Below are 13,955 nucleotides of genomic sequence, written 5' to 3'. Positions count from 1 at the left end.
ATAAAAAGGGGATTTATGGAAAAAAGTACAATAGAAATTATAAGAGAGGTATCAAGTAGATTTAAAAAGGAGCTAAAACAAAAAAATATAAATGATTATGTTTTAGTCTCACATACCAATCTTAAACCTATGAGAAATGTCCTAACCAAGCTTGGTTACACAACAGCATTGCATAAGACTAAACCAACTAATAGATACATCCACAAAGGCTTTTCGCAAGCTTTGTATGAAGAACTACAAAATCATTCAAAATCTCTTAATTGTAAAAGCATACAACATTTGAATACTGAATATGTGAATTCAAAAATTGCAAGGCTTATAAGATCACAAAACTTTACAGATAATAGAGGATTGACTTATTTGAATGATATTAGTTTCTCATCAAGAAAATTAAGTCAGTTTCTTATTAGCAATGGATTTACCACTGTTGATCCAAAAAACAAAAACAAGAGTTTTATTAGCGTTGATTTAAAACATTTTATCGAAAAAGAGTTGATCAAAGATGAAATATTTAAAGAGTTATTTTTTACACAAACCAAATCAAACAACAAAGAGGAATATGAATTATGAAAAAAATAGAGATCGTCAAAAAAAACAGAGCAAATTTTAGAATCAAAGTAGAAAAAGTAGAGGCAGATTTAGTAATCGATAAGCTTACAGAGTCTTTTGAAGTTGGTTCTACGGTAGAAGGTTACTTAGTACCAGTACCTCAAAAAGCTTTTAAAGGTAGCTTACCAAGATTTAAGAAATACACTTTCTCAGAGGTCGAACCTGAAAAGCAAGTTGATGCTACTTTCAAGTTTAATATTGAGAAATGGAGATTCGAGATTCACACATCATCTGCATTATCTGGTTTTTGCAAGCGTAACAAAATGCAGTTTGATGGTATTGATGTTTGTTGGTATACATCATGCAGTCATATCATCAGCAAGGTTCGTAAAGAGATGTCTGTTAAAAACAGTGTTGAATACGACAAAGATTACTCTAAAAATGTCCATACGTTCCTTAGAGCAGAAGAACGAGCAGACGAACGCTATGAGCAAAAAGCTCATAAGCCAGTTGACGAACTTGAAATTGCATTGAGTGAGGATGATATTTCAAATGCGTTAAACAAAGTTTGCGACTTCTCAATCAAACTGCGTGGAAAATGGTGGAAGTCAGACTTTAAAAAATATCGCTTATTTGAAGTTTACAATGGAGGTCGCTTTGGTACTCATTCGCATGTTCAGAGAGATGGTTATGCTCAACAATTTAGAGGTATCGAATACATAAAAAGAGTATGCCATGCTTATGACTGTCAGACTTTTGAAGACTTAGCTACAAAACTTTAATTTTCAAGAAAGAGGTGAAATATCACCTCTTTTTTATTTTTTTGTTGTTTAGTTAAATGAAATATTACTTTCTCTTTTTGCTTTAATTTTTCTCCATGCTATATAAAAAATAAAACGGAGGAATTTTAAATGAAGCTAAAAAATACAATAATACTGAGTGCTGTGTCTTTATTGTTTTCAAGCAATCTTTTTGCAAGCGATATGTATAACACATCAGATTCTACATACATGTTGAAAGAGAATGTCACGATTAAGCGAATACAGACAATTCATAAAACTGGAAAAGTTTACTGGTTGAAAATCAATACAAAAATTGTTGATCACTCTGGTAGAAAAACCACATCAAAATACTACTATAAATGCTGGAATGGCAATGGGACTCCTTACAACAATCTTACCCAATCTTGGATTACCACCGATAAAGATTTGAATGGCTGTCCAACACAGCTACCAGTGAAGTAAGGGGGTTCTATGTATGATATTCAAAAAAGAATCCTTAATGCTGTAAACAGTGTTGAGTGTAGTGAAAGTGATAATGTCATCACTTTTTCGAGAACGAAATTATTTTGTTTTAAAGCATTTTTGCTTAAACACAATGTGATTTTTAAGCGTGGTCAAAGACTTTGCATTTACGAAAAGCACTACAAAGAGGTTATGAGAAAAGTTAGTAGACATTACGAAAAGCCAGTTTTAGAGAGTCGTTTTGTTAGTTCATCAGAAGTTCACTTAAACTTGTTCTTAGAAAATGTGAAAGGTTACTTAGATTATTTAGTTAAAACTCATGACGTAAATGATTCTTATGTGCTGTTGAAATGTTCAAGAATTAGAAATGCAAAACTTTTAAACAGATTAAACTCAAAAGAACTTTTGAAGTATGAGAATGGCAATGCATACATTAATGTTTTTCTTTTAGAGAAACTTTATAGAAAATACAGAAGTGATGAGAATTTTAAGAGATATTTCCGTCTTTAACTTCCAGAAAATAAAAAAGAAGCTTCGGCTTCTTTTTTCATATGCTTTAAAAATTATTTTTCATTTATCTAATGTATAAATGATTAACTGATTTTGAGAAATCTTGCTCTTCGATTTTGATGTGGTATTTAAATTATATATTCAATCAAAAAAGGAGTTTATATGAATAATTTTAAAATTGCTGTTTTAGCATTATCAGGTTTAACAAGTGTTTATGCGAGTGCTGCTGATTTTGTCGCTTTAATTTCATCTGAAAATATCGAGTTTACAAAAGGAAATCCTAATCCACCTGTAAATCCTGCATGTGTAGGTCCAGATTTAACAAGGTCTGATTTAGATGCAATGATAGATAATGGTGATGATGTAACAAAAGTTTGTACTGGCAAAATCACAGACATGTCTTATTTATTCACTGAACATGAGAATTTTAACCAAGATATCAGTGGTTGGGACACTTCAAACGTCATTAGTATGGAAGGTATGTTCATGCAACCTATGGCTTTGCCAAGTACCTTTAATCATGATTTAAGTGGTTGGGATACGTCTTCCGTTCAAAACTTTTCCTACATGTTTTTAACTCACGTAGATTATCAACATGATTTAAGTGGTTGGGATACTTCAAGTGCAAACAACTGGCAGGATTTTATAAGCTTATCTTTATCAAAAATGGATATGTCTGATGTGCCAGCAGCATTTCATAATGACAAAATCCAAGCTCCTATTGATAGAAGTAATTTAGATGCATTGATAGCAGATCCACAAACAAAAGACAGAGAAATCCAATTTGCTAATGTATCTCAAATAACTGATTTTAGTAGATTATTTTCAAACAACTCAACTTTCAATGTTGATATAGGTGGTTGGGATGTATCAAACGGAACTACTTTTGAAGGTATGTTCTCCAGCGCAGATTCATTTAATCAAGATATTAGTGGTTGGGATGTATCTTCAGGTACAAACTTTATGATCATGTTTTCGTGGAATCAAGGTTTTGACCAAGATATAAGCGGTTGGGATACCTCGAAAGTGACTGATCCTTACTACTACAACAACTTTAGACTTGGAGCTATTTTACAGCACAAACACATACCATTAAGTTTTCAATAAAAAGTAGAAACCACTCGTTTGAGTGGTTTTCTTTCGTTTGTAAGTCTCTAAAACTAATCTCTTTTTTTACATTTCTGTTTTCAAAATCACCAATCGAATTCTCAAACTCTTGAACATTCAGATGCCTTATTTCATACTTACTGTATAAATACACAGTATTGGTACAAAATGAGAGTTATCCCTTTAAAAGCATCGCTCGGCATCAGTGGCTTTCCTTCGCCAGCACAAGACTATGAACAAAATTCTCTAAACTTGGATTCTTTACTTATAGAACATCCCTCTTCAACTTTTATCGGTTTAGCAGAAGGTGATTCTATGCAAACTTATGGAATCTTTGATGGTGATTTATTAATCGTAGATCGCTCTGAAAAACCTACAGGACAAAACTCTGTCATTGTCTGTAATCTAAATGGTGAGTTCACTTGTAAAGTGTTAGATACAAAGAATCGCTGTCTGATTTCAGGTAATCCTAAGTATCGACCTGTCTTCATCTCTGAAAGTGATGTGTTCACAATTGAAGGTGTCGTTATCAATAGCATACGAATGCTTAAACCAAGAGCTTTATTGGGATTCTGATATGTTTTATGCCTTAGTTGATGCGAACTCATTCTATGCGAGTTGTGAAGCTGTTTTTAATCCTCAGTGGAGGGACAAACCAATTGCTGTTCTTAGCAACAACGATGGAACAATTGTAGCGTTAAACAGAAAAGCTAAAGAGAAAGGGATTAAAAAATTCGTTCCATACTTCAAAATCAAAGATGAGCTTGAAGCAAAAAAAGTCATAGTTTGTAGTTCAAATTATGAACTCTACGCTGATCTTTCTGAAAAAATGATGAACGTCATTTCTCGATTTGCTGCTCCACATCAATTCGTTTATTCCATAGATGAATGTTTTTTAACTTTCGAGAATCATTTTCCAGCAATTCCATGCTTGAAAAAGCATGGCGAAACTCTTCGCAAAGCGGTTTGGAAAGAAACACGACTACCTACTTGCGTTGGTATTGCTAAGACGATGACTCTCTGCAAAATCGCTAACTTTTTAGCAAAAAATCAAAAGGAAATGAATGGTGTTTGCTTGCTCGATGATGACCATAAAACATTAGACATTTTAAAACAGGTTGAGATTGGGGAAGTCTGGGGTATAGGCTCAAAGCTTTCTAAGCGATTGATGTTTCAGGGGGTAAAAACAGCCTATGATTTGGCTGTTTATCCTATTGGTTTACTAAAAAAAGACTTTAACGTTGAAGTGCAGAGAACGGCACTTGAACTGAGAGGGGAACGAGCAAAATCATTTGATTTGGTTAAAGCATCAAAGCAACAGATTTTTTCGACTCGATCAGTTGGTGAGAGAATTCTTGATAAAGATAATCTTAAACAAGCTCTTGTCAAACATGCTTCAATAGCTTCGAGGAAATTGAGATCGCAAGGCAGTAAAACTAAAGTGATGATGTGCTTTGCTGCGTCTTCACCTTTTGACCAAAATCCTAAAAGCTTCAAGACAATTCATAGATTTAGCTTTTCCACAGATGATGTCAAAAACATCTCTAAAATTGCATCAAAAGCTGGTGATGAGCTTTTTCATGAAGGTGTTCGATATTACAAAATTGGAGTTGGGCTGTTAGACCTTGTAAGTTCTGATAATGAACAGTTTGATATGTTTAATGAGAAACCAGACGACATAAGACTCAACAAGGTTTTTGATACGTTAAACAGTCGTTTTGGCACTGATTCAATTTTCATTGCAGGGCAGGGGATTAAGCAAGAATGGTCGATGAAACGAAATTTTCTGACTAAGCAGTACACGACAAAATGGAGTGATATACCAAGAATAAAGTGCTAAAAGATACCCTTTCTCAAAAGGGAAGCAAAAATGCTTCCCTTCAGATATTACCGCATAATTAATTGCTGAGTTTCACTATCATAACGATACATATGAATGGTTAAGTCTTGAATTAGTGAAACCGTTTCTTCTATAGCTGTTATAGGAACAATAAACCATTCCTTGGCTTTGTATGAACGTCCATCATTACCAATGACTTCAATTTCAAGTCTGACAGTATCAAAAAGTGAGTGAATTGCTGCTTCTACTGAGTTTAAATCTAATCCTTTAAGGGGGATGATTTTCACTTCTTCCGCAGGAGACATTAAGAAAGCAGGATCATTAGGTGCTTCTTTAAATCTTTCTTTTACGTCTCGTTTCGTTAATCCAATTTTATACAAATGGCGATACTCGGAGCGAAGGTCTTCACGTAGTGTTTTCGCTATGTATATATATCCAGTAGCTTTTGTTTTCTTGTAAACCTGAAGGTTAGGATCTAACTCTTCTTCGGATTTAATCCGCTTAGCATTAAATGCGGTTCCATCACTATTAGTAACCCGTTTTGCACCAAGATCTTCACGAATGCGTTTCGTAAGGGAGCGAAGTAACATCGTAGATTGAGTGCCATTTTCAAAGATGATTAAAAGTCTTCTATCCTCTCTATCAGTTCCTCTAAAGATATCAGACATATAATCTATGAATAGCAACATACCTTTAAGTAGATAAAAGTTACCTTCCTTAAACTCAAATACTGAAAGTTCAGATTCAGAGACCGTTTCAAGTCCTTTTAAACCTGATGATATTCCGTAGTGAACATTTTCAAAGAGTGGCTTAAAGGTGTCAAAGTTAGGGCATGGCAGCGTCTTACCAATTTGATCAGCTTTTTTCCTTTCTTTGATAACTTCTGGCTTGGTAACATTTTTAATTGAAAAAATATCATTAGAAACAGAATCACTCGGAGATAAGCGTTCCAGTAAATCTGAGTTTAGAATATCGTCAAATGAGTCAAAATCTTCAAAGTTTGTCTTTTGACTTAAAAGGTTAAATTCATCATGTTCAGATAGTTCGTCACATAGTGCTGGTTGGTCTTTTAGCTTCTGTAGTTGATGGTATAGCTTAAACTCAACCATATCACCTGACTCTTCAGGTGGCCTTCCATGCTCTCTGAAGAAATCGTTGATAGTCGAAAATGTATCGAACTCTGTGGATTTAACGGATATAACCTTATCCTTCGGTTCTGAAATCCACCCATACTTATCGGCTTTAAGTATTGCGTCTAAAAATTCAGCATCATCCATTTTGTTCACTTAATCTTCTTTTATTTCTAATCTGTTCGGCAAAAAGAACCGCTTCCGCAAGCCTGCGTTCCATAGGGTCTAATGAATCAATCGAAGGTGGTCTACCTGTTCTTTGCATGAATTCTTCAATTTTATGCTCTCTAAATAAGACTAACGCTTCTTCCTTAGTCATAGTGATTTTTTGAGAAGCGATTTCATTTTTAATTGCTTTTAAAATTGGAGCATCAATATGCTTAGAAAGTACATCGAACGCCGTTTTGTATATGTTGCAGGAGTTAATCAAGTCAATGCTTAGGTTGTCTAAGTCAAAATGGTTGTTAGCCATTTCTATGAAACGTGATTTAGATCCATCAGCATTAGTTTTCTCTTTAATTCTCGATGGCTTTATCAAAGTTTCAGCCATAAAGTGATGTCTGATTTCTTCTACTTCCTGGTCTGACAATCCAAGTCCTTTGAATTTTTCTTGAATAATTCGGGTAAGGTGGACTTCATTAGCAGCATTCTGGTCGCTACAATCTGCCATTGCCTTCTGCATTGCGTTATCTTGTAAGACAGCAGCTTGAAGTTCTGTCATGTCATCTTTTATTATTTTGCGTACCTTATCTGTACTCGGCTCCTTGAATCCTTTAATGGTTACTGTGCCAGTCTTTTTCTTTAGGTCGCCAACTTTATCTTTTTCGCCTTTGTAATCATCGTCAAAATCCTGTTCTTTCGGTTCAGACTTTTTCTCTGATCTAAAATTGAGTCGAGGCTCTAAGATCTGCTCCATCAACAATGAACAAGTAATAGCTTTTAGCATATTGTTTACTGAATCTTTAACTAAAGCATCACTAACATCAGGGTTTACGATGAGGTTAGTAAATTGAGCGTGTGTTTTATTCTCTGAATCTCGAGTACATCTACCGATGATTTGAATGATTTCAACAAGTGAGCCTCTGTACCCAATGGTTAATGAATGTTCACAAAATTGCCAGTCAAAACCTTCTTTAGCAGTGTTGAGTGCAATAATTAGGTCAACATCATCTGCTTTTTTTATGTCTCTCAAGTATGCTTGGGTCTTTGATCTTTTTTTACTGTTCTCTGTATCATCAACCAAGTTAGCGACTTTAATAATTTTTTCACTACCATGCTCTTGCACGTAGTAAATGTGCGTTTTAGGGTCTATATCAACAAGCTTACCTATTTTTTCTAAAATCAAGTCCACTTCTCTGTATTTTTTACCTGATGACTCTCTACTCATCACATTTGGTATGTGAAGAATGGTCTTCTTGTTTGTGTCTAATACATCGAGTATCTGGTCAATATAATTACCTTGATAGAAATGATATCCAATTCCTAATGTTTTTAGATACTTATATCCATTTAGCTGTTCATAGTAGTTGTAAGTAACAGTATCGAAGCGACTTTCATATTCAGGTAGTAGGATAGCTTCAGAGTCACCACGGAAGTAAGATCCTGTCATAGCAACAATATGACATGACGTAGAATCCATAATCTCTTGGAGATTTTGACCAAGCTTATTCCTGTCGTTACTTGACACATGATGAAACTCGTCAATTGCCAATAAACAATCGTTTAACTGAGATATATCAATTTCTTTAATAGAATTTCTTAAAGTCGAATGAGTACAGATTAGGATCTTATCTTCTGAGTTGATAAATCTAATAAATGCTTCTTTTGGATTGCTCGAGTCAATGCAAAGATTGTTCTCGTCTTTTACGTTCCAATCAGAAAAAAAACCGTAGGTCGATAGGTCAGTATTAGAGAATGAACCACCGATAGATTTTTCAGGTACAGCAATGATGGTTTTCTTAACAGATTGATTGATCATTTTGTCTAAAGCAATGAACATGAGTGCTCGAGACTTACCAGATGCTGGCGGTGATTTTAAAAGCAAATATTGCGACATGCGTGAATCAAAAGCCCTTGCTTGCATTTCTCGCATACCCATAGCGTTCGTATTAACGCTATTAGCGTTTCGTTCATATTGAACTTCAACAAAGTTAGTTGTCATTTTGTTATCCTTTCAGCTCTGAATAGAGCTTGAATAAAACAGCAAGTCTTTCATTATCATTTTTGATTGGGTTACTTTTTCCAGAAGATTTTTGATAAAGACTGTCTACGAAGCTATCAAGATCTTCATGAATAGACTTTAATGATGCTGGCATCTTGTTAGAGCCATACATAGAAGCAAGAGAACCGCCTTCTATGATTCGGCACTTCATGATTTCTTTTGCAAACTCTGAAAGTCTATCTCTTTGAGCATCATTGAGGTGTGGTAATGGTAATGTGTTATAGCAAATTGTGTTTGAATAACAGATATCATTTCGTGTTCTTCCTGCAACAGCTTTCGCCCAAAGCATGTTGTGTTTTGATGATAACAACGCAAATAAAACATTATCCCCACCATATATAGCGAAGTTTTTATTGTTGGTTATAACTGACTTATCAAAAAAATCACATGGTATATAGTCACGATTTTCAGATGAAATTGAAGGGAATAAGATTGAATTCTCTTCAAGGTGACGTACTTCACCAAAGCGATGTGGAATAACAGAAAGCTTCTGTGTTGCAGCTCTTGTTGAGTTTTCTCGGTATGTACGAACGTTATCAATTCTTTCTTTGATCGGTGGAATAGAATTAGCTAATTCTAAATTGTCATCTGTAATCCATAAGCAATATCTTTCTAAAGAGTTGATGAGTTCCTTTGACCCAAGTAATTTGCGAATTAAAGGAGCTGACTCAGGGTGAGTGTTCAGTAGAGTCTGTTTATCTTCACTCGATAGAATCAAGTTGCCGTCATCATTTGGCATACTCCCAAAAACCATTTTCGGGTAACTATGTAAGGGAGCACGTTCAGAATAGACAAAAACATCAGGAGCATCTATGAGGTATGCATTGATGTTTTTCGCTCTCTTTTTAACTTCACCGTCAAATAAATATTTTTCAGAAGAAGACTTGTTTCTCATTGCAACAACTATACATGTAACTGCTGCCTTGCCCTTGGCATTGTTGGACCAATTGAATGATGAGTAGGCAAAGTCTATTTCAATATTTGTATTATCGAGTAAATAGCTCCACAAAATTCCTACAGAATCACCTTGGCAAATTGAGTTAGTTGCAACGAGCGCACACTTAGCTTGGTCGTTACTTGATATGTACTGTTGTCCTTTAACGAACCAGCCAGAAACATAATCTAAGTTCTTGAACTTCTTGATATCCTTACAAACCACACTTAAGTCAGAGGTATGATGCTCTTTTTTCTTTCTCGCCCCGATAAAAGGAGGGTTGCCAACGATATAGACTTCACCTTTATTTGGCATAAGAGATTCCCAATCCACACGTAAAGCATTATCGTGAATAATGTTATTGAAGGATTTTAAAGGTAGAGTCGCTTCACTTGCATCAAATTCCTTATTGAACTGTTGATTCATCTGGTGCTCAACCAGCCACAGAGAAAGAACCGCTATACCACAAGCAAAGTCATCATATTCAATGCCATAAAACTGCTCTAAAGATATACCTGATTGTGGAGCACCCAACCCCAACAAGATTTGGTTATCAGAACCCTCAAGTGTTCTAATTGAGCGAAGTATTTCAATTTCAAGTAGACGAAGCTCTCTATAAGCAATGATTAAGAAGTTGCCTGAGCCACAAGCCATATCTCCGACTTTTATACTTGATAAACGAGAACATAGTGACTTTAAGTTCTTGATCTTTGTTGTATCTTTTACATCGCTCTCATCAATTCGGTGATATTCTTGTTTGAGGGAATCTAAAAATAACGGTTGTAGAACTTTTAAAATGTTTGGGACTGAAGTGTAGTGCATTCCCATATCAGAACGCTTGTCTACATCGACAACTGCTTGGAACATTGAACCAAAAATATCAGGGTTAATAGAAGACCAATCTAATGAGCCACACTGGATCAAGGCTTCTCTTGAACGGATGTTGAATCTTGGTACATCAATTTCCTCCGCAAACAGACCACCGTTTACGTATGGGAAATCCTTAAATTTTTGAGATAGCTCGGTAGGATGCTTTGAATTGAGAAGTTTAAATAGCTGACTTATAACTATATGTGTATCAGAACCATCCACAGATGAGCCGTCACCAACTGTTTTTGTGAATAAGTTTTTTTCAAAGATTCCTGTATCTTCTGCGAAAAAACAGAAAAGTATTCTTGACAGGAATACATTCATTGTGCGGATTTGTTCTGCTGTCTCAACAGAGTTCTCAAACTTCAATAAATCAAACAGCTTCGCCATTTTCTCTGCTGCTTTAGCATCAGCTAAAGACTCAGTGGCTAATGTTGCCCTTTCAAACCCTGCTATTGGTGCAAAAAATTGAAACTCTTTATGAAGGTCGATTATGTCTAAATGTACAGTGTCATTAGCTTTTAGATCATATGCCATCAACGTTCTGTAATCAGTAATTATGACAAATCGTATCTTATTCTTTTTCAGGTTTTTCCTCTGAAGAGCTTTTGCCATCTCAATCGATAAGTCTTGATCTGTTTCTTGGAAAAGCAATTCACCATTAACAATAACTTCACTGGTATCTTGGTGTGTTTTTTTTAATCGAGTAATTGTCGACTTAGGGGTATCAAAGCAAGACAAAAAATCGTAGATGAAAGAGCTTGGAGTAATGTTCGTTGATAACGCTTCAAGATTATCAAAAACTTCTGTGTACGTGATCTTAGTCATATCGTCAAAACCTGATGTATTTCAGTGTATTGTACAATAAATCAGGATAAAATCTGTTTCATATAAAGAATATGTTTGTCATACAGCATTCTTTTGAATCGATTGGTTGGTTTTTAATCACTCTATGCGGTTAAATTACTTTTAAGCCGTAAGGTTGGGGGCAGGTTTGATTTCACAAATAAGTTTAGAGAATGTAGCAAGCTACAAAGGAAAAACATCACTTAACAGTGATAAAAAAGTAAACATCATTTACGGCTTGAACGGTACAGGTAAGAGTACATTCTCGAACTACTTCTACTCGCCAGAACATGAAGACTATAAGAATTGCTCTCATGTGAAGGGTGACTGCAAAATTCTCGTTTACAATCAAAAGTTTATCCAAGATGTCTTTTATGAAAAAGACTCAATTGATGGTATTTTCAGCCTTTCACAAGAAAACAAGAAAGCAAAATTAAGAGTAGAGCAGCTTGGGGAGGAGATTGACCAACTCAAAGTGAAGAGCGATGGTTTTCAATCTGATATTGATAAAGAAGTCGAAGCATTAAACAAAGCAAAAGAAAAAGCTGAAAAAAAAGTTTGGGAAATAAAAACGGATTACTCAGGTGGTGATCGTGTTCTGAAATTTTGTCTTGACCGCTTGATGGGAAACAAGAAGGTTCTATTTGACCACCTCGTATCCGTTCCTTTACCAGATGTAAAACCAACAAAAACGATTGAAAATCTCAAAGAAGAAGTTACCGCAATAGATGGAGAAACTGCCACCACATTTTCAATTTTGCCTAAGATCTCGCTATCAGAGCTTTCCTTAGAAGAAGTTGCATTACTTAAAGAAATAGTTATAGGCAATGAAGATAGCCCAATTTCAAAACTGATTAATCAGTTACAAAACTCTGATTGGGTTAGTAATGGTTTGGAGTACCTTGATGAGATTGAAGATGCTACTTGTCCGTTCTGTCAATCTAAGACTGTTACTCCTGAGTTAATCGCCCAGATCAAAGACTATTTTGACGAATCATATGAAGAAAGTAAGACAAAAATCGCAGAGATAGTTACAACATACAAAGCAATTGTTGAGTCATTAACAGATTTTGAATCCTACAAAACATCTCAATTTTGTGCTGATTTTCTTGCTGAAATGACAGAAAGCTATGGTTTGATTCGTTCTACGTTGAAATCTAACCTACAAAAAATTGAACAAAAAAAGAACACACCAAGCTTGCAAGTTGAGTTAGATGGACTTGTTGAACATGTTCAAAAGTTTAATGAATATGTGTATACAGCAAATGAAAAAATTGGTGTCCATAACCAAAAAGTTAATAACTCAGCTGATGAAAAAAAGAAAATCAAAAAGCAGTTTTGGCAGTTAGTTCGATGGGAGTACGACCAAACAATCAAGGCGTATGAGTCATTTTCAAAAGAAAGTACAGCGAAAAAAAACAAGCTCGAAGGTGATAAAAAAGAGGTAGATACTGATATTGCAGCCCTCGATAAAAAACGGAAACAGGCGCAAAAACAGACTGTTAATATTGAAGAATCAATTGTTAATATCAATAAAGGACTTACAGATATTGGTATTACTGATTTTTACATCGAAAAATATGAAGATGACCTTTACAAACTTGTAAGAACAGGGTCAAACGGTCAAATTTTCTCATCTCTTTCCGAAGGGGAGAAGATGATTATTAGCTTTTTGTACTTTCGTGAATTGTTTAAAGGTAAGCAGACTGCAGACGAAGGTAACGTAAAAAAAATTGCTGTGATTGATGATCCTGTCTCAAGCTTGTCTCACATTTATGTTTATAACATTGGTCGTATCATCAAGAATGATTTTTTTGAAGCTGCAAATGTTGAACAAGTGTTTGTTTTAACACATAGTTTGTACTTTTTTTATGAACTTGTAGATTCTAACCATAAAAAAAGAAAAGAAGAACAGTTGCTTTTTAGGCTTTCAAAAAACACAAAAGGCACAACGATTGATTCGATGAAGTATGAGGAAGTTCAGAACGATTATCAGTCATATTGGTCTGTAATTAATGACGAAAATCAACCGCCAGCATTGATAGCCAACTGTATGCGTAATGTCATAGAGTATTTTTTCAACTTTGTTCAAAAGTCAGATCTCAGCAATGTTATGCAAGATAAAAAACTTCAAGAAGTTAGATATCAAGCATTCATTCGTTACATCAATCGTGAATCACACTCTTTAGGGCAAAATATAATAGACTTTAAAGAGTTTGATTATGCTTCGTTCAAAGATGGATTAAGATTAGTTTTTGAAAAAATGGGTTACTCTGCACACTATAATAAAATGTCAAAGATCTAACAGCTTAAAGCCACTCATTAGTGGCTTACAAAATCGCAGAAATTAATCATAAAACTTTTCTTACGTTTTGTATTATGGAACAATCTCCTTGCTCTTGTGGTTTGTCCGACAGAACCTTTTGTCTAACGACAAGTGCTATTGGTAGGACTGCCAATTTCTGTATGAAGGGATCACGACAGACACTAAAAAATTGTTCTTGTACCGTTAGAACGAATGAGGAAATATCATGAGTAAGGTACAGTACAAAGTTCCAGTGTTTATGACAGTTAATGGTAAAAAGATTTGCTACTTAATTGAGTATCACAGATTAGTCGAACTTCGTAAGTTGGGTATGAATGACAGTGACATTTTGACTGATCTAACAGTCGTTAAGGAAGCTGCATGACGTACAAAAATCAT

12 protein-coding genes are annotated in these 13,955 nt (G+C 34.8%); 9 read left to right on the top strand and 3 right to left on the bottom strand.

Annotation, left to right across the window (positions count from 1 at the left end; genetic code table 11):
• The first annotated feature begins 15 nt into the window (after window positions 1-15).
• The 7 genes from OCV50_RS21335 to OCV50_RS21305 all read left to right on the top strand — a co-directional run bounded on the left by OCV50_RS21335 (window position 16) and on the right by OCV50_RS21305 (window position 5,250).
• Complete coding sequence (locus OCV50_RS21335) at window positions 16-570, top strand: hypothetical protein (RefSeq protein WP_261904598.1); 555 nt, start codon at window positions 16-18, stop codon at window positions 568-570.
• Window positions 567-1,331 carry a hypothetical protein gene (locus OCV50_RS21330; protein WP_261904597.1) on the top strand — a complete coding sequence of 255 codons (765 nt, stop codon included), beginning with the start codon at window positions 567-569 and terminating at the stop codon, window positions 1,329-1,331. Before OCV50_RS21335 ends, OCV50_RS21330 begins: the two co-directional genes overlap by 4 nt.
• A 129-nt stretch (window positions 1,332-1,460) precedes the next feature.
• On the top strand, window positions 1,461-1,793 hold the full coding sequence (locus tag OCV50_RS21325; protein WP_261904596.1) for a hypothetical protein: 333 nt from the start codon (window positions 1,461-1,463) through the stop codon (window positions 1,791-1,793).
• Window positions 1,794-1,802: 9 nt separating this feature from the next.
• Window positions 1,803-2,303 carry a hypothetical protein gene (locus OCV50_RS21320; protein WP_261904595.1) on the top strand — a complete coding sequence of 167 codons (501 nt, stop codon included), beginning with the start codon at window positions 1,803-1,805 and terminating at the stop codon, window positions 2,301-2,303.
• 162 nt (window positions 2,304-2,465) lie between these two features.
• Window positions 2,466-3,410, top strand: coding sequence for a BspA family leucine-rich repeat surface protein (locus tag OCV50_RS21315; RefSeq protein ID WP_261904594.1), 945 nt, complete (start codon window positions 2,466-2,468; stop codon window positions 3,408-3,410).
• A 168-nt stretch (window positions 3,411-3,578) separates the two neighbouring features.
• A complete protein-coding gene (locus tag OCV50_RS21310) occupies window positions 3,579-3,986 on the top strand; it encodes a LexA family protein (RefSeq protein ID WP_224067419.1) in 408 nt (135 codons plus the stop codon).
• A gap of 1 nt (window position 3,987) precedes the next feature.
• Window positions 3,988-5,250, top strand: coding sequence for a Y-family DNA polymerase (locus OCV50_RS21305; protein ID WP_261904593.1), 1,263 nt, complete (start codon window positions 3,988-3,990; stop codon window positions 5,248-5,250).
• Between the two features lie 47 nt (window positions 5,251-5,297).
• Here OCV50_RS21305 and OCV50_RS21300 read toward each other — a convergent pair whose 3' ends face one another.
• Genes OCV50_RS21300 through OCV50_RS21290 form a run of 3 tightly spaced genes read right to left on the bottom strand, consistent with a single transcriptional unit; the run spans window position 5,298 to window position 11,233 of the window.
• Entirely contained in the window at window positions 5,298-6,527 is a 1,230-nt protein-coding gene (locus OCV50_RS21300) for a GIY-YIG nuclease family protein (RefSeq protein ID WP_224067585.1), read from the bottom strand.
• The gene (locus OCV50_RS21295) at window positions 6,520-8,541 is read right to left on the bottom strand and encodes a DEAD/DEAH box helicase (protein ID WP_261904592.1); all 2,022 of its coding nucleotides are present in this window, start codon (window positions 8,539-8,541) and stop codon (window positions 6,520-6,522) included. Before OCV50_RS21295 ends, OCV50_RS21300 begins: the two co-directional genes overlap by 8 nt.
• A 4-nt stretch (window positions 8,542-8,545) precedes the next feature.
• Window positions 8,546-11,233, bottom strand: coding sequence for a class I SAM-dependent DNA methyltransferase (locus tag OCV50_RS21290; protein ID WP_261904591.1), 2,688 nt, complete (start codon window positions 11,231-11,233; stop codon window positions 8,546-8,548).
• Between the two features lie 166 nt (window positions 11,234-11,399).
• Here OCV50_RS21290 and OCV50_RS21285 point away from each other — a divergent pair, with 166 nt between their 5' ends.
• Both OCV50_RS21285 and OCV50_RS21280 read left to right on the top strand, forming a co-directional pair.
• Window positions 11,400-13,556: an AAA family ATPase gene (locus tag OCV50_RS21285; protein ID WP_261904590.1), complete on the top strand. Its 2,157-nt coding sequence runs from the start codon at window positions 11,400-11,402 to the stop codon at window positions 13,554-13,556.
• A 226-nt stretch (window positions 13,557-13,782) separates the two neighbouring features.
• Window positions 13,783-13,941, top strand: a complete 159-nt coding sequence (locus tag OCV50_RS21280; RefSeq protein WP_261904589.1) for a hypothetical protein — start codon at window positions 13,783-13,785, stop codon at window positions 13,939-13,941.
• Window positions 13,942-13,955 lie beyond the last annotated feature (14 nt).

Origin of the sequence: Vibrio fortis, from assembly GCF_024347475.1 — a bacterium.
GTDB lineage: Bacteria > Pseudomonadota > Gammaproteobacteria > Enterobacterales > Vibrionaceae > Vibrio > Vibrio fortis.
The sequence above is the reverse complement of the archived record's forward strand: the minus strand, read 5'-3'. Positions and strand labels throughout refer to the sequence as shown.